The sequence below is a fragment of the Streptomyces speibonae genome (genome assembly GCF_984686075.1).
This window is the reverse complement of sequence record NZ_OZ480260.1, coordinates 7,051,989-7,072,887: the sequence shown is the minus strand read 5'-3', so window position 1 is coordinate 7,072,887 and position 20,899 is coordinate 7,051,989. Positions and strand designations below refer to the sequence as shown.

At 74.0% G+C, this 20,899-nt stretch carries 16 protein-coding genes; 7 read left to right on the top strand and 9 right to left on the bottom strand.

Annotated elements, in window-relative coordinates; genetic code table 11:
• Positions 1-6: 6 nt before the first annotated feature.
• From AC5L3C_RS31895 to AC5L3C_RS31885, 3 genes are read right to left on the bottom strand one after another with little or no spacing between them, the layout of a single operon-like run.
• Complete coding sequence (locus AC5L3C_RS31895) at positions 7-402, bottom strand: DUF742 domain-containing protein (protein WP_125508324.1); 396 nt, start codon at positions 400-402, stop codon at positions 7-9.
• Between the two features lie 9 nt (positions 403-411).
• Complete coding sequence (locus tag AC5L3C_RS31890) at positions 412-846, bottom strand: roadblock/LC7 domain-containing protein (RefSeq protein ID WP_125508323.1); 435 nt, start codon at positions 844-846, stop codon at positions 412-414.
• Positions 843-3,827 carry a nitrate- and nitrite sensing domain-containing protein gene (locus tag AC5L3C_RS31885; protein ID WP_493652557.1) on the bottom strand — a complete coding sequence of 995 codons (2,985 nt, stop codon included), beginning with the start codon at positions 3,825-3,827 and terminating at the stop codon, positions 843-845. The genes AC5L3C_RS31890 and AC5L3C_RS31885 overlap by 4 nt, the downstream gene beginning before the upstream one ends.
• Positions 3,828-4,248: 421 nt before the next feature.
• On the opposite strand from AC5L3C_RS31885, the gene AC5L3C_RS31880 reads away from it, so the two are divergent.
• A complete protein-coding gene (locus AC5L3C_RS31880) occupies positions 4,249-4,842 on the top strand; it encodes a hypothetical protein (RefSeq protein WP_493652555.1) in 594 nt (197 codons plus the stop codon).
• Positions 4,843-4,878: 36 nt separating this feature from the next.
• Here the strand turns inward: AC5L3C_RS31880 and AC5L3C_RS31875 are convergent, their stop codons facing one another.
• The 4 genes from AC5L3C_RS31875 to AC5L3C_RS31860 all read right to left on the bottom strand — a co-directional run bounded on the left by AC5L3C_RS31875 (position 4,879) and on the right by AC5L3C_RS31860 (position 12,829).
• Positions 4,879-9,531, bottom strand: coding sequence for a hypothetical protein (locus AC5L3C_RS31875; RefSeq protein WP_493652553.1), 4,653 nt, complete (start codon positions 9,529-9,531; stop codon positions 4,879-4,881).
• Between the two features lie 32 nt (positions 9,532-9,563).
• Positions 9,564-10,445 carry a hypothetical protein gene (locus AC5L3C_RS31870; RefSeq protein WP_493652552.1) on the bottom strand — a complete coding sequence of 294 codons (882 nt, stop codon included), beginning with the start codon at positions 10,443-10,445 and terminating at the stop codon, positions 9,564-9,566.
• A gap of 52 nt (positions 10,446-10,497) precedes the next feature.
• Positions 10,498-12,024 carry a hypothetical protein gene (locus AC5L3C_RS31865; RefSeq protein ID WP_493652550.1) on the bottom strand — a complete coding sequence of 509 codons (1,527 nt, stop codon included), beginning with the start codon at positions 12,022-12,024 and terminating at the stop codon, positions 10,498-10,500.
• Positions 12,025-12,124: 100 nt separating this feature from the next.
• Positions 12,125-12,829: a GntR family transcriptional regulator gene (locus AC5L3C_RS31860; protein ID WP_493652548.1), complete on the bottom strand. Its 705-nt coding sequence runs from the start codon at positions 12,827-12,829 to the stop codon at positions 12,125-12,127.
• Positions 12,830-12,962: 133 nt separating this feature from the next.
• Here AC5L3C_RS31860 and AC5L3C_RS31855 point away from each other — a divergent pair, with 133 nt between their 5' ends.
• From AC5L3C_RS31855 to AC5L3C_RS31835, 5 genes are all read left to right on the top strand, one after another.
• A complete protein-coding gene (locus tag AC5L3C_RS31855; protein ID WP_493652547.1) occupies positions 12,963-14,282 on the top strand; it encodes an MFS transporter in 1,320 nt (439 codons plus the stop codon).
• Entirely contained in the window at positions 14,279-15,124 is an 846-nt protein-coding gene (locus AC5L3C_RS31850) for a putative hydro-lyase (RefSeq protein WP_493652545.1), read from the top strand. Before AC5L3C_RS31855 ends, AC5L3C_RS31850 begins: the two co-directional genes overlap by 4 nt.
• Positions 15,125-15,209: 85 nt before the next feature.
• Positions 15,210-15,968 (top strand): LamB/YcsF family protein, encoded by a 759-nt coding sequence (locus AC5L3C_RS31845; RefSeq protein ID WP_493652543.1) that lies wholly within the window; start codon positions 15,210-15,212, stop codon positions 15,966-15,968.
• Entirely contained in the window at positions 15,965-16,600 is a 636-nt protein-coding gene (locus AC5L3C_RS31840; protein ID WP_493652541.1) for a 5-oxoprolinase subunit B family protein, read from the top strand. The genes AC5L3C_RS31845 and AC5L3C_RS31840 overlap by 4 nt, the downstream gene beginning before the upstream one ends.
• The gene (locus tag AC5L3C_RS31835) at positions 16,597-17,466 is read left to right on the top strand and encodes a 5-oxoprolinase subunit C family protein (protein WP_493652539.1); all 870 of its coding nucleotides are present in this window, start codon (positions 16,597-16,599) and stop codon (positions 17,464-17,466) included. Before AC5L3C_RS31840 ends, AC5L3C_RS31835 begins: the two co-directional genes overlap by 4 nt.
• An 838-nt stretch (positions 17,467-18,304) precedes the next feature.
• Here the strand turns inward: AC5L3C_RS31835 and AC5L3C_RS31830 are convergent.
• The gene (locus tag AC5L3C_RS31830; protein WP_493652538.1) at positions 18,305-19,723 is read right to left on the bottom strand and encodes a HEAT repeat domain-containing protein; all 1,419 of its coding nucleotides are present in this window, start codon (positions 19,721-19,723) and stop codon (positions 18,305-18,307) included.
• A 300-nt stretch (positions 19,724-20,023) separates the two neighbouring features.
• Positions 20,024-20,416 carry an ankyrin repeat domain-containing protein gene (locus AC5L3C_RS31825; protein WP_493652536.1) on the bottom strand — a complete coding sequence of 131 codons (393 nt, stop codon included), beginning with the start codon at positions 20,414-20,416 and terminating at the stop codon, positions 20,024-20,026.
• A 261-nt stretch (positions 20,417-20,677) separates the two neighbouring features.
• Here AC5L3C_RS31825 and AC5L3C_RS31820 point away from each other — a divergent pair, with 261 nt between their 5' ends.
• Positions 20,678-20,872: a hypothetical protein gene (locus AC5L3C_RS31820; protein WP_024887312.1), complete on the top strand. Its 195-nt coding sequence runs from the start codon at positions 20,678-20,680 to the stop codon at positions 20,870-20,872.
• The last annotated feature ends 27 nt before the right edge of the window (positions 20,873-20,899 follow it).

Below are 20,899 nucleotides of genomic sequence, written 5' to 3'. Positions count from 1 at the left end.
CGCCGGTCACAGCGCCCGGAGGCCGTTGATCACGTCGCGCAGAATACTCTCGTCCGGCAGTTCCGCCGGAGGTACTGGCCGGTTCACATGGACGAATTCCGCATCGACGAGGTCTCCGACGAGGACCCGGACCACTCCGATCGGCAGGTCGAGTTCGGCGGAGAGTTCCGCGACGGTCTGCGAGTTCTCGCGGCACAGTCCCACGATGTCCACGTGCTCCGGGGAGAGGGTGGGATCGTCCTCCGGGTCGCCCGCGTGCGGTTCCGTGACCACCGTCGCGATCAGGTCGAGGCGGTGCTGGGCCGCACTGGTGGTGCGGCCCCGCGTCATCGCGTAGGGGCGGACGACCGGTCCTGCCTCGTCGTCGAACCAGTGGCTACTACCCTGACCGTCAGCGCTCATGACATCCCACTACCCGCCCGCCGGCAGATCGGTGCGCGGGGCGGTGCCCAGATGTACGCCGACCCGCTTGACCAGGAGCGTCATCTCGTAGGCGACCTGGCCGACGTCGGAGTCGGCGTCGGTCAGGACGGCGAGGCAGCTGCCGTCGCCGGCGGCCGTGACGAAGAGGAACGCCTCGTCGAGTTCGACGACCGTCTGGCGGACCTCACCGGCCTCGAAGTGGCGGCCGACGCCCTTGGCGAGGCTGTGGAAGCCGGAGGCGACGGCGGCCAGATGCTCGCTGTCCTCCCGGGTCAGGTCCTTCGACGCCCCGGTGGGCAGGCCGTCGCCGGAGAGAACGATGGCCTTGCGGATACTGGCGACGCGGTCCACGAGGTCGTCCAGGAGCCAGTTCAGCTCCCCCTTGTCGGTCTCGGTGTGGCCGGTGGCCCTTGGTGCGGTCATCGACCGTCCCCCTCTGTCGTTCGTCGTGTTGCTGTGCCGCTGTCGGCGTCGTCGCCCGCGGCGTTCTCCTCGCGGCCGCGCTGCCAGCCTCGCTGGAGCGAGGCCATACGGCTGCGCACTTCGTCCGCGTCCCGTTCAACGGGCAGGGCCCGGTCCGCGTTCCGAGGCGCGGCGCTGCGCTTGAGCTGGGGGGCCAGGCTGGCCTGCCGGACCCGCCGGGGCAGCCCTCCGGCGCCGGGCGGCGGGGAGCCCGCGGCCGGTGCACCGGTGGCCGGTGGCGGGTCGTCGGATCCGCCCGCCCCGCTCGTGGGACGGCGGGTGCGCCGGGACAGCGCGGCCGGCGGCTCCGGCCGGGCCCCTTCCGCGGAGCCGGTGGCCTGCGGAGCGCCGTCCCGCCCCGCGTCGCCGATGCCGGGGGTCTCGGCGGCGCGCCGGCGGGAGGGCAGCGGCGGTGCGTCCGCATCGGTGTCGTCGCGCTCGAGGCCGGAGGTGAGCCGGTCGGCGCGGCGACGGGAGGGCAGCGGGGACAGGGCGTCCGGGCCCGTGCCCGGGCGGCCGGCCGCCCGGCGTGCCAGGGGATCGCCACCACGGCGGCGGGAGGGCAGCGGGGGCGCCGCGTCCGGCTCGGAGCGGGAGGGCGTGGCCGTCCCCTCCTCCGTCCGCTGCCCGCGGGCGCGCTGGTCGCCGACCGGACGGCCGTGGGAGCTGACGAGTTTCGGGGCGGTCCTGCGGGCGAGCGGAACCGGGGCGCCCGTCCGGTCGTCGGCTTCGGGCACCTCGGCGACGCCGGCCCCGTGCCGCTCGGACTCATGGCCGCGGCCCGGCCGCTCGTCCTCGGCGCCGGCGGGGCGGCGGGGGCGGAAGAGGCCGCCGTGCTCGCTGTCCTCGTCGTCCAGGGCGCCGGGGAAGTCCTCCAGGGCGTCCAGGTCGACGGGGGCCTCCAGTTCCACCGGACCGTCCAGCAGCGAGGCGGGCAGCCGGGGCAGTTCGACCGGCACCTGGGAGAGCGCGGCACGGCCGTTCTCCTCCGGCTCCCGGTCCTTGGCGCGGCGGGGGCGGTCGAGGCGGAAGCCGACGCCGTTGGTGTCCGGGACGTCGTCCGTCAGCAGGGTGTCGGGGATGAAGACGACCGCCGTGGTGCCTCCGTAGGGGGAAGGCTGCAGGGAGACCCGGACGTTCTGGCGCTGTGCGAGACGGCTGACCACGAACAGCCCGAGCCGGTCGGTGTCGGAGAGTTCGAACTCCGACGTCTCGGCGAGCCGCAGGTTGGCGTCCAGGAGCGCGTCGGCCGCCATGCCGAGGCCCCGGTCGTGGATCTCCAGGGTGAAGCCGTTGCCCACCCGCTCGCCCAGGACCTGCACGGCGGTGTGCGGCGGGGAGAACACCGTGGCGTTCTCGAGCAGTTCGGCCACGAGGTGGGTGAGGTCGGCCACGGCGGGGCCGGTGACGGCGACCCTCGGCAGCCGCCGGACCTCGATGCGCTCGTAGTCCTCGACCTCGGCCACGGCGGCGCGTACGACGTCCATGAGCTGGACGGGTTTGCGCCACTGCCGGGAGGGCGCGGCGCCGGAGAGGATCACCAGGCCCTCGGCGTGCCGGCGCATGCGGGTGGTGAGGTGGTCGAGGCGGAACAGGTCGGCGAGTTCCTGGGTGTCCTCCGTCCTGCGTTCCATGGTGTCCAGCAGGGTGAGCTGCTTGTGCAGCAGGACCTGGCTGCGGCGGGCGAGGTTGACGAACACCTCGGAGACGCCGGCGCGCAGTTCCGCCTGCTTGACGGCCGCTTCCACGGCGGCGCGCTGGAGGGTGTTGAGGGCCTGGCCGACCTCGCCCATCTCGTTCTTGTCGTACTCCAGGCGCGGGACCTCGGTCTCGATGTCGACCTGTTCACCGGCCGAGAGGCGGCGCATCACGCTGGGCAGCCGCACGCCGGACGCCTCGTGGGCCTCCAGGCGCAGTTTGCGCAGGTCGCGGATGAGTCCGCGGCCGACGCGGATGGAGAGGAAGAGGGAGAACAGCAGGGCGAGCAGTCCGAGGACACCGGCGATGACGGCCTGGGTGATGATGCCCAGGGCGACGGGGCGCACGCGGTCCTGGTAGCGGTCGGTGGCCTGGTCGTTGAGCGTGCCGAGTTCGGCGAGCACGTTGCCGGCGGCGGTGTCCCAGCTCTTCGCGGTGATCCCGCGGGGCGTCCCGGTGCCGGAGGAGACGGCGGCCTCCTCGCCCACGCGCAGCGGGGCGGACGGGGCGTTCTTCCAGAAGGCCTCGAAGCGGTCGCGTTCGGCCGCGGGCAGCTGCGGCAGTGAGGCGTCGTACACCACCGTGCGCTGCGCCATGAGGTCGGAGACGTCGCGGACCTCGGAGCGGGACAGCTTGCCGACGATCAGGGCGGAGCCGAGCAGGGCGTCCTCGCGGGAGAGCAGTTCGCGGGCGCGGGCGAGGCTGACCAGGGCGCGGTACTGCTTGTCGAGCTCGACGTCGTCGACCACGTGCAGGTTGTCCAGCAGCACGTAGCACGGGTCGACGAGACCGTTGTAGAGGGCGAGGGCCTGCGAGCGGTCGACGGTGCCGTCCTCGACGCTGCGCCTGAGGGACTCGATGCCGTTGAAGGCCTCCAGTACCGCGCTCAGTTCGTCGCTGTCGCCGTGCATGGCCTCGCGCACCTCGGCGTCGGCCGCGCTGCGGTGGACCTTCTCGACGGCCTTGTCGGTGGCGTTGCGGCTGCGGCGGAGTGCGGCGAGTCCGTCGGAGGCGCGGGGGTCGGCGAGATACACGAGGGTCTGTCGGCGCTCCTCCTGCAGCACGCGCACGGTGTCCTCGACGGGATAGCCGACCTCTTCCATCACGGCCGACACGTCGAAGAGGTGGCTTGCCTCGCGACCCGTGATCACCGTGGTGAAGGCCCAGATAGCCGTCAGGGACACCAGCGGCACAAGAAGCAGCGCCACGATCTTCCGGCGGATGGACTTCCCGCGAAAGCGCATGGCCTCCCCCAGCTCGGCCCCCCGGCGGACCCGGGGGATACACATGTGCGTCAACAAACGGCGCGAGCCTACTACCGCGCCGGGGTCTACTCGAAGACCCGTCCGGAAGCTGGTGTTCCGTGCTGGTGGCGGGAGATCGTGTGTTGTCCGGGCATTGCGGGAGATTACCGCCCCGGATCCGGGGCATGCTGTCCGGGCCGATCTCCCCGGCGGCTCATGACAGTTGGCCGATTTCTTTCCCATCGGGGAATCTTCACGACGTGCCGTTCGTCCTTCTGTGTGGGATATGGGGGCGGAATCGGCCACAGGAGCCGTGTCCCGCACCTGGGCGGCGTAAAACAGCGCAAGCCGGGCAGCCAGTGGAGAGTCGGGTCTTCGGACACGGACGAGCGGTTTGCCGGCGGTGGGGAGTGACACGTTGATGGGCACGGCGGAGCGGAGCGAGGCGCCCGAGGACGGCGCGGCGGCGCAGGTGACGGCGCGGCCGGACGCCGGGGCACCCGGCCGCGGTACACCCGCGGGCGAGGGCACTGCGGCGACCGGCGGGCGACCGGTGCGCGAGGGCGGGGCCGGCACGGCGGAGCGGGGGGCCGAGGAGCCCGGGCGGGCCCGCGAACAGGCGCGCTACCGGCCGCTGTGGGTCGAGGAGCCGGCGCGGCGACGCCGGCTGCCGGATCCGGTCCGTACGGCGGCCGTGCGCGCGGTGCTGGTGGCCGCGGTGACACTGATTCAGGCCATGGTGGCCTTCCTGTGCACGCTGGCCGGGTCCTGGCTGGCCTTCCCGATGGTCATCAGCAGTGTGGTCAGTACGATCCTGGCCACTTGGGCGGCACTGGACGTATGGGTGACCCGGCAGGTCTGGAACCAGCGCAACGGCGTGGTGTCCGTGCCCAGCAGCACCGCGCGCGCCCTGCGGCGCGAGCGGCGCCGGGCCCGCCGCCAGGAGCGCTCCGCCCAGCGTGCGCGGACGCGCATAGGCAGGGGCGGCGGCGCCGGGCAGCTCTCCCACCCCTGACCCGGCGGCCTCCGCCCGCAGACAGACGGCGTCCGCTCAGCCGCTCGCCGCGGCGGGCCGCTTGAACATCCGGGTCGCGGTGATCTCGCTGTGTGCCTCCTCGGCCGGGTCCTGCTGGGGAAGCCCCGGCCGCAGATGCTCCTCCACGCTGATGTACTTCAGGCCCGCGCGCAGGTCGGCGTCGTTGCGCAGCCGGATGACCAGCGGGAACTCGGCGAGGGCCGTGGTGTCGAACAGGCCGGTGGTGTACAGCAGCTGGACGCCGAGCGCGTCGGCGACGGCCCGCTGGAGTTCCAGCAGATAGGTGGCGTTGGCGCGGCCGATGGGGTTGTCCAGGAACAGCGTTCCGGCGTGCCGGTGCTTGTCCCGGCCCCGGTCGTTGGAGCGCAGGGCGGCCATCGTGCAGTACAGGGCGATGGCGGCGGTGAGCAGCTGACCGCCGGAGAACACGTCTCCCATCTGGCCCACGGGCACCCGCTCGGCGCGCAGGACCGCGTCGGGCTTGAGGATCTCGACGGCGACGCCCTTGGGCTGGAGGGCGGCGGCGACCCCGCGCAGCAGCAGTGACATGCCGTCGCGCCGCAGGTCGGAGTTCTTCCTGACGGCCGCCCGGGTCGCCTCGTCGATCACCTCGCCGAGGCGCTCGGTGAGGGTGGCCTGGTCGGGTTCCTCGAAGCGGATGCGCAGGAACTCCTGCCCGGACCACTCGCCGAGGCCCTCCGGCAGCCGGGACAGCCGCTGGGCCGACCGGAGCGTGGCCAGGGCGGACTCGACCAGGCCCCGCAGCCGGTCGACGATCGAGTCGCGGTTGCGTTCGAGCTGTTCCAGCTCGTCGGTGAGGACCCGGAGCCGGGGCGCGAAGGCGTCCGCCCACTTCTGGGCGTGCTCGGGCAGCGCGGAGGCGGGCAGTTCACGGATCTGCTGGCGTGCGGGGGTGCGGACCTGCTCGTAGCGCGTGGAGTTGGCGTGCCGGACGAGGACGTCGCTCGCCTCGCGCACGGCGGACTCGGCGGCGGACAGATCGGCGGCGCAGCCGCGCAGGGAGCGGCGGGCGTCGGCCGCGGCCTGCCTGGCCTCGTCCGGGCTGCCCGGATAGGGCTCGGGCTCCTCCTGCTCCTCCTCGGCTGCGTGCTCGCGCAGCAGGTCGCGCAGCATGGCGGCGATCTCGTCGAAGCCGCTCGCCGCGTCCTCGGCGCCGCGGTGCGCCTGGAGCAGTTCGGCGTGGGCCTCCCGCGCCTGGCTCAGCGCCTCGTCACGGGAGGCGAGTTCGGCGGTGGCGGTGCGCAGCAGCGCCTGTGCGTGCTCGGCGTCGCGCGGGACCAGCTCCTCGGGCAGTTCGGTATGCGCCCCGCCGTCCTCGGGCGCGAGCCGTTCGGCCTCGCCGCGCAGCCGGCCGAGTTGCTCGCTCGCGCCGGACATCCTGGTCTCCAGCAGCTGCACCAGTTCCTCGGCGCGGGCGGCGGCGGCCTGCCGGCTGGGCCCGTCGGAGCCGTCGGGCGACTGGAGCAACTGTTCGGCGCGGGTGCGGACCTTGTTGCTGAGCCGGTCCAGTTCCGCGCGGGCGGCGCTCTCGTCGCTCTCCGCGCGGGCCTGCTCGGCGCGCAAGTCGGTGCCGACGCCGACCTTCTCGTACACCTGGGACGCGGCCCGGTACGCCTCGCGCAGGGCGGGCAGGGACGCCTGCGGCGCTCCGGTGCCGTCCTCGGGTACGTCGTCGGGGGCGCCGGCGATCTCGGAGCGCTCGGCGCGCAGCGCGCGGGCGGTGCGCCGGGCGTCGTCGGCCGCGCGCTGGGCGGCGCGGCGGTCCTCGTCGGCGGCGCGGGCCCGCTCCAGACAGGCCTGGGCGCGGGCCTCCGCCTCTGCGGCGTCGTCGGCCAGTTCGCGCAGTTTGGCCTGCCAGCCGGCCCGTTCGCGCAGCCGGAAGGCGAGCCCCGCCAGCGCGTCGGCGGCGCGCCGGGCCCTCTGTGCGGCCTCCTGCCGCTCGTCGCGGACATGGGCGGCCTCGCCGGCGGCCTCCTCGGCCTCGGCGCGGGCGGTGCGCGCCTCGGCCAGTTCGGCCTCGGCCTCCTCGGCGAAGGCCCGCGCGTGCTGTGCCGTCGCGGCCAGTTCCGCGAGGCGGCCGGGCGGGCAGCCGGTGCGCCAGGAGGCGAGCCGGGCGGCCAGTTCGCGGTCCTTGCCGAGCCGGGCTGCCAGGGCGCGGATCGCCTCGTCCCGCTCGGTCGCCCGGGCGCGCAGCGCCTGCCGTTCCTCGTCGGCGGCGTGCTCGTCGTGCATGGCCGGGTTCGGCGGTACGAGGAAGACGTCACCGGCGTCGGTGTCCGGCGCCGGGGTGGGGGCGAGCAGGGCGGCGGCGGTGCCGACGGCGACGGCGGACCGGGGCAGCAGTGCCGCGTCGCTCAGCGCCTCGCGGGCGCGGGCATGGGAGCCGGGGTCGGTGATGATGACGCCGTCGACCAGCTCGGGACGGGCGGCGAGCACGCGCGCGTGGTCGGCCGGGTCGACGGCCTGGGCGAGGTAGCGCCAGCCGGGCAGGGCCGGGATGCCGTGCTCGCCGAGGAACTCGACCGTGGCCAGGACGTCCGGGCCGGGCGGCAGCAGTCCGCCGTCACCGAGGGCGCCGAGGATCCGGGAGTCGTCCGCGGCGGCGGTCCGCAGGTCGAACAGCTGGCGTTCGGCGGAGGAGACGGCGTCGTCGAGCAGCTCGCGCAGTTCGTCGGCGAAACGGTCGAGTTCCTCCGGGGTGAGGAGGCCCTCGCCGGGGGCGGGAGCGGCGTCGGAGGCATGTGTGGTGCGCTGCCCGTCGGTGCGTGGGCCCGGCACGGTGGCCCCTCGCCCTGCCGCGGTTCCGGGCAGGCTCAGCAGGTCCGCGAGCCGCCGCTCGGCGGCGAGGGCCTCGGCGGTGCGGCGCTCGGCGTCGAGGGCGCGTCCGGCCGCGGTGGCGGCGTCGGCCGCGCGGGCGGCCGTGAGTTCCGCGCGGCTCTCGGCGGCGGCGGTCTCGCGCGCGTGGTCGGTGGCCCGGCGGGCGGCCTCACGGGCGGTGTCCCAGGCGGCGACGGCCGACTTCTCGGCGTCGCTGGCCGCGAGCGCGGCGCGGGCGGGGTCGGCGTCGGGGGCGCTGTCGTCGAGCCAGCCGGCGCGCACGGCCTGTGCGGTCTCCTGCTCGACCTCGGCGAGCCGCTGGCGCAGGTGGCCGATCTCGCTGCGGGCCCGCTGCGCCTCGGTGGCGGCGGCGGTGGCGTCGCGGTGGGCGCCGTCGCCGGCCTCCTGGAGGGCGGCCGACCGCTCCTCCTCCTCGTTGGCGAGGTTCTCGGCGTTCCGGGCGGCCACGTGCAGGGCGCGTACCAGGTCGACGGCGGCCTTGGCGCGTGCGGCCAGCGCGGGGGCGGCATCCCGCTCGGCCTCCCGGATCGCGGCGGAGACGCGGGCCACGCGGTCGGCGGCGGCGCGGTGGCGCAGCACGGCCTCGGCGGCCTGCCAGCCGGCGTACAGCGTGCGCGCGTCGGCGAGTTCGCGCTTCTGGGCGGCGGCGGACTTCTCGGCGGCGGCGAGCGCCAGGGAGGCGTGCCGGTAGGCGAGTTCGGCGGAGACGAGCGCGCTGTGCTCGCGCGCCGATTCGGCGTGGGTGACGGCGTAGGCGGCGGCGGTGACCCGGCCGGCCAGGTCGGCGGCGCGGACACGTTCCTGTGCGCCGCGTGCGGAGAGCCTGCGGGCCAGGGTGCGGGTGCGGCGTTCGGCGGCAGTGTGGATCTCGCGTGCGCGGGTGCGGGCGCCGGCGGCTTCCACGATCCGCCCCAGCAGGTCGACGGACCCGGCGGTGAAGTCCCGTTCGGCGATGAGTTCGGCGCGCCGGCCGAGCTTGCTGCCGAAGCCGCTGACGAGGTCGGCGAGTCCGTCGGTGTCGCGGGTGTCGGTGACGGCGCGCAGCAGCAGGTCGGTGAAGTCGGAGTCCTTCTTGACCGCGAAGAGGCCGGCGGCCTCGCCCTCGTCGGCGTTCATCTCCCGCTGGTAGCGGAAGAGTTCCGGGTCGAGTCCCAGGTCGCCGAGGTGTTCGGTCCAGCGCTCGTGGATCTCTTCCCAGTGCACCTCGAGGTGCGGGTAGTTCTTGCCCGCCTCGGTGAGGGCGTCGCGGAAGCCCTTCATGGTGCGGCGCCGTCCCCGGGCGCCCGACTGGCCCTCGGCGGGCGGCCGTACGGCCGTGGACTCGGCGACGGGGAGGTTGTCCAGGCCGAGTCCGGGGCCGGGGCGCAGGGAGTACCAGGCCTCGGCGAACTTCCTGGGGTCGTTGGAGACCTGACGTCCCCGCCATTCGCTGACCTTGCCGACGACGACGCATTCGCCGGTCTGCACGTGCTGCCATTCGAGCGCCACGTGGCCGCAGTCGTCGGCGAGCAGGAACTTGCGCAGCACTCCGGAGCTGGCGCCGCCGAGGGTGTTGCGGTGGCCGGGGAGCATCACGGAGAAGATCAGTTTCAGCAGGACGGACTTGCCGCCGCCGTTCTCCAGGAAGAGCACACCGGCGGGGGCCGGGCGGCGCGGCGGTCCCGCGGGCTCCTCCTCGAAGAACTCCGCCTGGGTGGGCGCGGGGTCCGGCACGACAGCGCCGACACCGCGCAGGTCGAGCACGGTGTCGGCGTACCGCGCGCCAGCCGGCCCGATGGAGTAGAGGCGGACCCGGGACAGCTCGTACATGGCGGACTCTCGTGAGGCTTGGTGGGGGGCGTTCAGGCGGAGTGGAACGGCAGGCCGGCGTCGGCGGCCAGTTCGAGGCCGTCGGCGTCCTGGGGCGGCAGCAGGGTGGGGGTGCCGTCGGTGACCGGCACGACGCCCAGTTCCAGCAGTTCGGCCAGGGCGGCGCTGCCCGCCAGGTCGCGGACCTGGAGCTGGTAGCGGGCGGTGGTGCGGTACGTGCCGCCGTTGTCGTCGCCGGTGCGCTGCAGGAAGCCGGAGTCGGTGAGGAAGGTGACGGCCTTGGCGACGATACCGGTGGTGGAGCCCGCGAGCCGGCGCGCGTCCTTGGTGGCGCCGGTGGCGCTGCGCCGGGCCCAGACCCGCCAGGCGGCCTCCAGGCCGGGGGCGTCGCTGGCCGGGTCGGTGTTCTCGCCCTGTTCGGCGGCGCGCTCCTCCAGGCGGTGGCAGGCCTGGCGGACGAAGGCGTCCACGCCGTTGACCGTGACGCGGCCGATGTAGCCGTCGTCGGCGAGGTCCTCGGGGCGGGGGAAGGCCATGGCGGCGACGGCGAGGTGGGCGAGCCCGTGCAGGAACCGGTCGGCGCCGTCGGCGGAGGTGCGGCGCGCGTAGTCGCCCATGCGGACGGCGAACACGGAGTCCTCGGCGGCGGTGACGGCCATGCCCGCGCGCGGCGACACCTCCAGCACGATCAGTCCCAGGCCCGTGGCCACGGCGTCGGCGAGCCGCGCGAAGGGCGGGTCCTCGCGGTAGCGGCGGAGCAGGTCGGCGTACTCCTGGTCGCGGGCGGGCTGGAGCTTGGGCTGGAGGCCGAAGGCGACGAGCCGTGCCGCGTCGGCGGCGTCGGCGGGCGTGACGGCGGCGCTCGCCGGTGCGGCCGGGGCCTCCGGCTCGCTCCACTCGACATGCTCGGTCACGGTCGGGACTCCTCGCTGTGGGGAACGTCGGTGCGGGTCGCTGCTCGCGCGGTCATGCCGCCTCCGTCCGGTCCGCGGCCATGCCCGCCGCGTCCAGCAGGGCGGTGCCGACGATGAGGTCGGCGCCGCCGAACTCGGGGTCGTCGAGCTCGGTGCCGTCGTCCACGGCGAACAGCAGTTTGCGTTCGCCCTGGCGGTAGGCGGTGCCGACCGGGGGGCTGGCGGCGTGGACGGCCAGCAGGGCGACGAGGTAGGGCAGTTCGGGGTCCTGGCGGCGGGCCTCGGCGAGCAGCCCCGACAGGCGACGGGGCGCGTCGGCGGGCAGGTCGAGCAGCTCGGTGGCGGCGGCCAGCTGCTCCTCGCTGAACCGGCTGTCGTCGGGTGTGGCGATCAGGTCGGGCTCCGGCATCTCGGCGCCGAGGTGTTCGCGCTCCACGGGCGGCGTCAGCAGGAGGTCGACCAGGTCGGCGACCCGGACGGAGACCGGGGTGCGCAGTCCGGTGCCGTGGGTGAAGAAGGCGTCGGTGACCCGGGAGGCCCGCTCGACGGGCAGCGGGAGCAGGGGCGCGAGGAGGTGGCCGTACAGGTCGGTGCCGGACGTGGCCGTGGGGGTGGCGAACGCCTGCCGGTCCTGTTCGGCGCGGAACAGCGGGCCCGCCTCCAGCAGCCGGGACTGCAACTGCGTGTGACGCCGGATGCAGTCCTTGACGATGTCCACCAGTTCGGCCGCGCGGCGCTTGTGCTCGGGGTCCTCGGACTCGTCGCGGGCCCTGCGGATGTTGGTGAGGATCGCGTTCTCGTGGCGGTAGCGGTCCGCCACGTGGTCGAGGGCCTCGGTGATCATGTCGGGTACGGCGCTGAGCCAGTCCACCGCGCGGACGTTGCGGCGGGTGGCCTCGAGGGCGCGGCGCAGGGTCTCGGAGTACTGGACGGTGCGGTAGCGGGCCTGTTCGGCGGCGAGCTGGGCGTCGGCGAGCCGGCCCCGGCTGATCAGCACCTCCAGCTTGACCTCGGCGGCGATCTGCGCGCTGGTGACGTCGGTGTCCAGGGCTCCGACCAGGACGTTGACCGCCTCGTCCGTGGTCCGCAGGTACACCGTGCCGCCGGGGCCGGGGACCTCTTCGACCAGTTTGAAGTCGTAGTCGCGGCGTACATAGGTGCCGTCCGCCCCGAACACGCCGTACACCGCGCGGAAGCCGCGGTCGACGCTGCCGACGTTGATCAGGTTCTCCAGGACCCACCGGGCCACCCGCTCGTGTTCGGCGGCGGGGCGGCGGGGGGCCTGGGCGGCGATCCGCGGGATGAGCCGGGCGACGATCTGGTCGTGGTCGGCGCCGGTGTCGAAGTCCATGTTGAGCGTGACCAGGTCGATGGCGGCGAGGGCGATCTCCGCCATGCCGTAGACCGAGTACTCACCGGCCAGGTTGGCCTTGCGCGCGTCGAGGTCGTGCAGCGGCGCGGTGCAGGCGAGCGCGCGCAGCCGCCGCGCCAGCCCCTCGTCGGCGGCCGGGCCCGGTGCGGGCCGCGGCCCCGCGCTGAGCTGGGGCGGAACGCTGTCCGTCGATGAAGGCGAGGTCACGGTGCACAGACTAGGTCCTCGGTCTGACAACAACCCAAACGAGGCAGATGCGCCCCGGCGTCACGGTTGTCGCCGGGCCGCACGCGCCGGCCGCGTATGGTCAGCCGCCCCGACCCTCCTCCCCCACCTGGCGCCGGTACACCTCCACCACGCGTTCCAGCGACACGTCGAGGTACGCGGCGAGCAGTTGCTCGGCCTTCTCCCGTTCGCCCGCCTGAAGCGCATCGAGAATCTCGACATTTCGCGCGATGTACGGTTCGTGCAGTCGCTTGGGGTGGTCCACCACGTGGAAGGCCAGCCGCAGTTCGGCGAAGACACTGCGCATCAGTTCGTCCGTGCGCTCGCTCGCGGCGAGCGCGATCAGTTCGCGGTGAAAGTGGATATTGGCCGTACCCACTGCTTTCCAGTCACCTTCGCGCGCGGCCCGGTGCCCCTGTTCGACCGCGCCGGCGAGCGCGTCGAGCGGGTAGGGCGGGTCGCCGAGGCCCCGTACCACGGCGCACTCGACGAGCCGTCGGGTGCGGTAGATGTCCTCGACGTCCTCGACGGTGAGCACCCGGACGAACACCCCGCGGTTGAGTTCGTGGACGAGCAGCCGCTCGTGCGTGAGCAGGCGGAACGCCTCGCGCAGTGTGTTGCGCGACACACCGAGGGCCCCGCCGATGCTGTCCTCCGACAACCGGGTCCCGGGCGGGAAGTAGCCCTCGGCGATCCGGCTCCTGAGGATGTCCGCGACCCGCTCGGCGGTGCTGGTACGGCCCAACAGGGCGCGGTCGTCGGCCAGTCCGCTCAGCTGCTCCGTCATGCCCGGAATTCAATCGCACACCGGAGGACGAGACAACACGGGTATTGAAGGATCGTTCAACGATCCTCTACTTTGCTGCTCACGGCACGGCTCACTTCTTCCGCACCCTCCGTCCTCCCTCTGCGAGGTGCCCATGAGCGCGATCCCACCACCGAAGGCCCTCACCGACGCACCACGCCCCGCATCGCCCGGAAACACGGCGGACGACGGGGCGTTGGGCTGGCTGCGCGCGCTGGGGCCGCGCGGCCGACGCGCCTTCGGCGGCGCGTTCGGCGGCTATGCCCTGGACTCGTACGACTACTTCACGCTGCCGCTGACCATGGTCGCGCTGTCCGCGTACTTCGGTCTCAACAGCGGCCAGACCGGCCTGCTGACCACCGTCACCCTGGTCGTCTCCGCGGTCGGCGGCGCTCTCGCCGGTGTCCTGGCGGACCGCGTCGGCCGGGTGAAGGCACTGCTGCTCACCGTGATCACCTACGCGGTCTTCACCGTGGCCTGCGGCTTCGCGCCCAACTACGAGACACTGCTGGTGTTCCGGGCGCTTCAGGGACTCGGCTTCGGCGGTGAGTGGGCGGTCGGCGCGATCCTGGTCGCCGAGTACGCGAGCGCCAGGCACCGCGGCCGGACCCTCGGCGCGGTCCAGAGCTCCTGGGCCGTGGGCTGGGCGCTGGCCGTGATCGTGTACACGATGGTCTTCTCCCTGGTGGACGACGACCTGGCCTGGCGCGTGATGTTCTGGACCGGCGCACTGCCGGCCCTGCTCGTCGTCTGGGTGCGGCGCAGCGTCCAGGACGCGCCCGAGGCGGCCGCCGCGCGGGAGAACAGCGCCCGGAAGGGCTCGTTCTCGGCGATCTTCCAGCCGGACCGGCCCAGGTCGACAGGACTGCTGCGCACCACGGTGTTCGCCGTGCTGCTGTCCACCGGCGTCCAGGGCGGCTACTACACGCTCGCCACGTGGGTGCCGACCTATCTGAAGACGGAACGCGACCTGTCGGTCGTCGGCACCGGCGGCTATCTGACCTTCCTGATCTCGGGTGCCTTCATCGGCTATCTGACCGGCGGCTATCTCACCGACCGGCTGGGCCGACGGCGCAACATCTGGCTGTTCGCCCTGCTCTCGGCCGTGTGCATCCTGGCGTACACGAACATCCCCAGCGGCGCCGACAGCCTCGTCCTGGTGCTCGGCTTCCCGCTCGGGTTCTGCATGTCGGCCATCTTCAGCGGCTTCGGCTCCTATCTGAGCGAGCTGTACCCGACCGCGGTGCGCGGCACGGGACAGGGCTTCACGTACAACACCGGGCGCGCCGTGGGCGCCGTCTTCCCCACGACGGTCGGCTTCCTGGCCGACAGCTGGGGCGTGGGCGGGGCGCTGGTCTTCGGAGCGATCGGCTACGGCCTGGCGGCGCTGGCGCTGCTGGGGCTGCCGGAGACGCGTGGGAAGGAACTGGCGTGAACCACACCGACGAGCGCGCGCCGACCGTCGTGGACCACCGCCCCGTGACCCTCGTCGACGACCGCGCGCACACGTGGAGCCCCCGCGCGGCGCGCGCCCGCTTCCGGGAGGGCCTGGCGGGCCCCACGGCCGGTGTGGCCGCGGGTCACACCCAGGCCAACCTGGTCTCGGTCCCCGCCGACTGGGCCTACGAAATGCTGCTGTTCTGCCAGCGCAACCCCAAGCCCTGCCCGGTCCTGGACGTCACCGACGCCGGAGCGGTGACCACCGTCCTGGCCGACGGCGCCGACCTGCGCACCGACCTGCCGCGCTACCGGGTGTGGGAACACGGGGAACTGGTGGACGAGCCGACGGACGTGCGGGCGTACTGGCGTCCCGATCTGGTGTCGTTCCTGATCGGCTGCAGCTTCACCTTCGAGTGGGCGCTCTCCGCGGCGGGCGTTCCCGTCCGGCATGTGGAGCAGGGACGCAACGTGCCCATGTACGTCACGAGTTGGCAGTGCCGTCCGGCGGGGCGGCTGAGCGGGCCGATGGTGGTGTCCATGCGGCCGGTGCCGCCCGGGATGCTCTCCGCGGCGATCCGGGAGAGCAGCCTGCTCCCGGCGGTCCACGGCGGCCCCGTGCACTGCGGAGACCCCTTCGGGCTGGGCATCGGCGACCTGGGCCGCCCGGACTTCGGTGACCCGGTGGACTTCGAGCCGGACGACATCCCGGTGTTCTGGGCCTGTGGAGTGACCCCGCAGACCGCGGTGATGGCCTCACGCCCGCCGTTCGCCATCACCCACGCACCGGGCCGGATGTTCGTCAGTGACGCCCGGGACGAACAGTTCCGCGTGGTGTGACGGTGCCGCGCACTCGCATCCGCGCGACGCCGTCGCGCGCCCGGACGACGCAACCACCCACCCGGACAGGAGACACGACCCGCTCATGACCTCGATCGATCTCAACGCCGACCTCGGCGAAGGCTTCAGCCGCTGGCGGCTCACCGACGACGAGCGGCTGCTGTCCGTGGTCACCAGCGCCAATGTGGCCTGCGGCTTCCACGCCGGCGACGCGGCCACCATGCGCCGGGTGTGCGAGCGCGCGGTCGAGCGCGGCGTGCGGATCGGCGCCCAGGTCTCCTACCGGGACCTGGCCGGCTTCGGGCGGCGCGCGATGGACGTGCCACCCGCCGAACTGGCGGCCGAGGTGGCCTATCAGATCGGCGCCCTGGAGGTGTTCGCCCGCGCCGCGGGCGCCCGCGTGGCCTACGTCAAACCGCACGGGGCGCTGTACAACCGGGTCGTGCGGGACGAGGAACAGGCCCGCGCGGTGGTCGACGGGGTGGTCCTGGTGGATCCCGCGCTGCCCGTGCTGGGGCTGCCGGGCTCACGGCTGCTGGAGCTGGCCGGGAAGGCGGGGCTGCCCGTGGTGCCCGAGGCGTTCGCCGACCGGGCGTACACGGACGAGGGCACGCTGGTGCCCCGTCCCGAGGAGGGCGCGGTGGTCACCGACGCGGAGGCCGTCGTGGCCCGCTCGGTGGGACTGGCCCGCCGCGGGGAGGTGGACACGCTGTCCGGGCGGCGTGTCGGGGTGCGGGCGCGCTCCCTGTGCCTGCACGGCGACACACCCGGCGCGGTGGACCTGGCCCGGCGGGTGCGGACCGCGCTGGAGACGTCCGGGGTCAGGGTGGAGGCCTTCGCATGAGGGTGCTGCCCGTCGGCGCGGACGCGCTGCTCGTCGAGGTCTCCTCGGACGACGAGGCGCAGGCGCTCCACGCGGAACTGCTGCGGCGCCGCGCGGAGGGCAGGTTGCCGGCCGGGGAGATCGTCCCGGCCGCGCGCACCGTGCTGCTCGACGGCCTGCCGGAGCCCGCCCGGCTGGCCGCCGAACTGACCGCCCTCGATCTGCCGCCGGTGCCCCCGCGCGCCACGGAGACGGTCGAGATCCCGGTGCGTTACGACGGCCCTGATCTCGCCGATGTCGCGGCGCACTGGGGTGTTCCCGCGCGGGAGGTGGCCCGCATCCACGCGGGTGCCGAGTTCCGGGTCGCCTTCTGCGGGTTCGCGCCCGGCTTCGGCTACCTCACCGGTCTGCCGTCGCGCTACGACGTGCCCCGCCGGCCGACCCCGCGCACCGCCGTCCCCGCGGGGGCGGTGGCGCTCGCCGGCCCCTATACGGGCGTGTACCCGCGTTCCTCGCCGGGCGGCTGGCAGCTGATCGGCACGACCGACCTCGTGCTGTGGGACCACACGCGTGTGCCGGCGGCGCTGCTGTCGCCCGGTACGCGCGTGCGGTTCGTCCCGGTGGCGGGGCCGGAACCGGGGCCGGCGGCATGACGGACCGTGCGCTCGCCGTCGTCCGCCCGGGGGCCCTGACCACCGTGCAGGACCGGGGCCGCCCCGGCCATGCCCATCTCGGGGTGCCCCGCTCCGGGGCGCTGGACGGGCCTGCCGCGGCGCTCGCCAACCGGCTGGCGGGCAACGCCCCGGACGCGGCCGTGCTGGAGACGACCCTCGACGGCTGCTCCGTCCGCCCCCGTTCGGCGGTCACGGTGGCGGTCACCGGGGCGCCCTGCCCCGTCACGGTGGACGGCCGTCCGGTCGCCTGGGGCGCGCCGGTGCGGGTGCGCGCGGGGTCCGTGCTCGACGTGGGCGCGGCGGTGCGCGGTGTGCGTGCCTATGTCGCCGTCTCCGGCGGGGTCGCCGTCGAACCGGTGCTCGGCAGCCGCTCCACCGACCTGCTCTCGGGTCTCGGCCCGGCCCCCCTCACGGACGGTGCCGTGCTCCCCCTCGGCACTCCGCGCGACGTCCACGCGCCCGTGGACGTCGCCCCGCAGCCGGCACCTCCGGCGGAACTCGTGCTGCGCGTGACCCCGGGCCCGCGCGACGACTGGTTCACCCCCGACGCCGTACGGCTCCTGACGTCCCGCACGTACCACGTGTCCCCCGCGAGCAACCGCATCGGACTGCGCACGACCGGCCCGGCCCTGGAACGGGCCCGGAACGACGAACTCCCCAGCGAGGGCATGGTCCTGGGCGCCGTCCAGGTCCCCCCCGACGGCACGCCGGTGGTCTTCCTGGCCGACCACCCGACAACCGGCGGCTACCCGGTCATCGCCGTCGTCCACCCCACCGGCCTCCCCGCCGCAGCCCAATCCCGCCCCGGCACACCACTCCGCTTCACACCGGCGAGCCGCCGCTGAAGGCGGTCGCCCCGCAACAGGAGGGAAGCGCAACCGCACCCCACGCGACGGCGCGTTGCGCGACCGGAGCCGGCGGAGGGGGACAGCGGCCAGGAGCAGCATGCCGCGCCCGCGCCAGAAGGCCGCCCTCAACGGGGGCGGGGGCACGTGCTCATGCCCTCAGCGGCCACGTCGGCAAGCCGCAGAGCGGCCGACCACCTGGCGCTGCAAAGACCCGCAATGGGGCCTCGCGCGATGGCGCACCGGCACCGAGGACCAGAGCGAGCAGGACCGGCGGCACGACGCGGAGCGGCCGACGATCCGGCGCCGGAGCAACGCCGGGCGTGCGGCCGACGCTGCGGCGCATCGCGCCGGCACCAGGGGCAGGCAGGCCCAGCGCAAGCTCTCGCCCGCGAGCCGTGGCACATAGCGCCGACGTCCGGTGAGCGAAAAAGCCCGGCAGCATCACGCGAAGCGACCGACCAACAGCGCTCCGGCGACCGCCGGCCATCCGGCCGACGCTTTCGGTGCATCGCGCCGGCACCGGGGCGGGCACACGCGGCAGGAGGCCTGGCACGGCGCCACCGGCCGACCTGCGGCGGAACCGCGCCTCGCACCGCACCCGGACGTGCATCGCACCAACGGCAAGAGCCGGACAGCCCGCCGGCGGACCTGCAAGGGCGTGCCGCCCCCGGCGCGCCGGGGACCCCCGCGACCGCGCCCGAGGCGCATGCTCGCGTCCGTGCGGTGGAGCATCGCGTCGGCGGCCGGAGTGGGTGGGCCCGGTGGCCGGTTGCGGGGGATGCGGGGCGCGCCGCCGGTGGGGGCGGGTTCCGGCGGGTGTCTCGCCGGGCGGGGGTTACACGGGGGTCTCGCCGGGGGTGATTCGGCTTCGGACGGCGGTTTGGACCTCGGCCTCCTCGGCCGGGTCGGCGGCCAGGCGGCGGAGGCGGTCGACGACCCGGGTGTCGCCGGTCTCGGCGTGCCGGGCGGCGATCTCGCGGGTGGTCTCCTCGCAGTCCCACAGGCACTCGACGGCGAAGCCGGTGGCGAAGGAGGGGTCGGTGGCGGCGAGGGCGCGGGCTGCCCTGCCGCGCAGGTGGGAGGAGGCGGTCTCGCGGTAGATGTGGCGGAGCACGGGGGCGGCGCAGGCGATGCCGAGCCGTCCGGCGCCGTCGACGAGGGTCCACAGGGTGGGCGTGTCGGGTCCGTCGCCCCGTACGGCCTCCCGGAGCGCCGCGAGGACCAGGTCACGGTCCTGGAGCCCGCCCCGGCAGGCGAGGACGCGGCCCGCGGCGGCGCCCAGGGGGTCGGGCCGCCGGGCCCAGCCGCGCGCCCGGTCGATGGCAGCGAGACTGCACATGCGTTCGAAGGCGTCGACGGCGGCGTCCACGACGGGTGCGGAGCCGGTGGCCACGGCGCGCTCGATCAGTTGCAGGGCGTCGGGGTCGTTGCAGTCGGCCAGGTACCGCAAGGCGGTGCAGCGGGCTCCCTCGCTGCCGTCCTCGGCGGCCCGGATGATCTCGGCCCGGTCCTCGGGGCCCGCGACAGCGCCGAGACATCGGGCGGCCGGGACATGGAGCGCGGCGCCGCGTTCGACGCCTTGCTGGGCCCATTCGAACACCGCTTGCACGCTCCAGCCGGGGCGCGGCCCGCTGGGGCGCATCTGGCGCTGCCAGCGGTCGAAGCAGCCGGCCTCCTGGGCGGCACGCACCCGCGTGGCGATGGATGCGCGCGGATCGTCGGCCCATAGCCGCCAGGGCCGTGGTTCGAAGGCGTCGCGGACGGTGGCGGCCAGCTCCGCCTCGCCCTCGGCGTCGGTGGCGAACCGCGCGAGGACGGGGGCCGCCAGGGCGCGCAGGCCCGCGTCGTCGTCCCGGAGCGCCAGCTCGTCCAGGGCCCAGGCCCAGTTGGTGCCGTGGGCGGCGTACCTGCGCAGCAGTTCGAGGGCGTCCCGCCTGCCGTAGGAGGCGAGGTGGCCCAGGACGGCGAGGGCGAGCCCGGTGCGGGACTCGTCGGTGTCGACGACATCCTCGGGGTCGAAGAGGTGGGACTCGATCGCGTCCAGTTCACCGTGGAGATCGAGGTAGAGGCGGGCGTAGTAGAGGGAGCGGTTCTCCACCTGCCAGTCGTGGCGCGGGTCGCGCAGCACACAGTCGTTCAGTGCCGCGAGCGCTTCGGAGCGCGGGGCGGTGAGCGCGTGCAGCGTGCCGTCGCCGCGGCCCCGCTGGAGCAGGCCGAGCAACGTACCGCTGGGCGCTATGACCGGATCGAACATGGGAAACAGCCTCACATCAAGCGTCGACGCAACCGGGGACGTGCGTTACCTGGCCGCGTGACAACACGTCGGTGCGCCCGCCGTTTCCTGCTTGCTGTAGACCATCTCTCTCTGCCTCTCGTCGGTGGCCCATGCGGACCGCATCACGGCCCGCGCGGTGCGGCAACACTTGCCCAGCCATCGCGTCCGTGAATCACGTCGTCATGATGACCCGGCGGTCACATCTACCGCGACCGAAATTTCGGCGGCCCTGTACCGCCTCCCCCGTTTTCCGTGTCCTTGCTGGTCGGAGCGGGCCGCTCAGCCCTCGCCGAACAGCTCGAGCAGTTCCGTACGGCCGAACATCCGGGCCGTGTCGACGGCCGAGGGGGTGCCCGCGGATGGATCGGCGCCGCCCTTCAACAAGGCTTCGATCACCTCGGTCTCCCCCTTGAAAACCGCCCCCGCGAGTGGTGTCTGGCCCCGGTCGTTGACACGGTCGGCGTCGGCGCCGCGCTCGAGCAGGGCCCGTACCGCCCCGGCGTGACCGTGGTACGCGGCGAGCATCACGAGCGAGTCGCCGCGGTCGTTGGTGAGGTCGGCAGGCACGCCCGCGTCGACGTAGGCCACCAGTTCCTCGGTCCGGCCGCGTCTGGCCAGGTCGAAGATCTTGGTCGCCAGCTCCACGACCTCGGGGTCGGGGGCTTCAGTCATCGCCGGACCGCCTCTCACTGCACTTGCTTCACGCATCGGGGACAGGACGTACGTCTGCGAGCGGTGCAAGCCGTACGGGTGAATCGCCAGCGTACTGGCTCGGGCGGCACATGACCTGTACCGCCCGCGGGAAAGATCACGGCGGGCCCGTCCGGGCGCATTCGACGAAAATCCACCCAGTTGCACCTTTTATCGTATAGATACATTCTGTGATCCTGGAAGTACTCATGGTGACTGTCCCCGCGAACCAGGAGAACTCACATGATCATCTCGATCTCATGCGTGGTGCTGCTCGGCATCGTCGTCTTCGTCTTCTTCCGCAAGGACGGACTGAAGCTGTCGCACGCCCTGGTGGCGATGCTGTTCGGCTTCTATCTGGCCAGCACGGCCATCGCGCCCAGCATCAAGGCGGGCGGCGAGAGCCTGGCCGGCCTGTTGGGCGGATTCAAGTTCTGACCCGCCCTCGCCCACGCCCCGCCCGCC

What these genes read in the sequence shown, in the direction of transcription:
- AC5L3C_RS31840 (WP_493652541.1), top strand. Translation starts at nt 15,965, where the DNA reads ATGAGGGTGCTGCCCGTCGGCGCGGACGCGCTGCTCGTCGAGGTCTCC.
- AC5L3C_RS31880 (WP_493652555.1), top strand. Translation starts at nt 4,249, where the DNA reads ATGGGCACGGCGGAGCGGAGCGAGGCGCCCGAGGACGGCGCGGCGGCG.
- AC5L3C_RS31890 (WP_125508323.1), bottom strand. Translation starts at nt 846, where the DNA reads ATGACCGCACCAAGGGCCACCGGCCACACCGAGACCGACAAGGGGGAG.
- AC5L3C_RS31820 (WP_024887312.1), top strand. Translation starts at nt 20,678, where the DNA reads ATGATCATCTCGATCTCATGCGTGGTGCTGCTCGGCATCGTCGTCTTC.
- AC5L3C_RS31855 (WP_493652547.1), top strand. Translation starts at nt 12,963, where the DNA reads ATGAGCGCGATCCCACCACCGAAGGCCCTCACCGACGCACCACGCCCC.
- AC5L3C_RS31875 (WP_493652553.1), bottom strand. Translation starts at nt 9,531, where the DNA reads ATGTACGAGCTGTCCCGGGTCCGCCTCTACTCCATCGGGCCGGCTGGC.
- AC5L3C_RS31825 (WP_493652536.1), bottom strand. Translation starts at nt 20,416, where the DNA reads ATGACTGAAGCCCCCGACCCCGAGGTCGTGGAGCTGGCGACCAAGATC.
- AC5L3C_RS31845 (WP_493652543.1), top strand. Translation starts at nt 15,210, where the DNA reads ATGACCTCGATCGATCTCAACGCCGACCTCGGCGAAGGCTTCAGCCGC.
- AC5L3C_RS31895 (WP_125508324.1), bottom strand. Translation starts at nt 402, where the DNA reads ATGAGCGCTGACGGTCAGGGTAGTAGCCACTGGTTCGACGACGAGGCA.
- AC5L3C_RS31860 (WP_493652548.1), bottom strand. Translation starts at nt 12,829, where the DNA reads ATGACGGAGCAGCTGAGCGGACTGGCCGACGACCGCGCCCTGTTGGGC.
- AC5L3C_RS31885 (WP_493652557.1), bottom strand. Translation starts at nt 3,827, where the DNA reads ATGCGCTTTCGCGGGAAGTCCATCCGCCGGAAGATCGTGGCGCTGCTT.
- AC5L3C_RS31830 (WP_493652538.1), bottom strand. Translation starts at nt 19,723, where the DNA reads ATGTTCGATCCGGTCATAGCGCCCAGCGGTACGTTGCTCGGCCTGCTC.
- AC5L3C_RS31835 (WP_493652539.1), top strand. Translation starts at nt 16,597, where the DNA reads ATGACGGACCGTGCGCTCGCCGTCGTCCGCCCGGGGGCCCTGACCACC.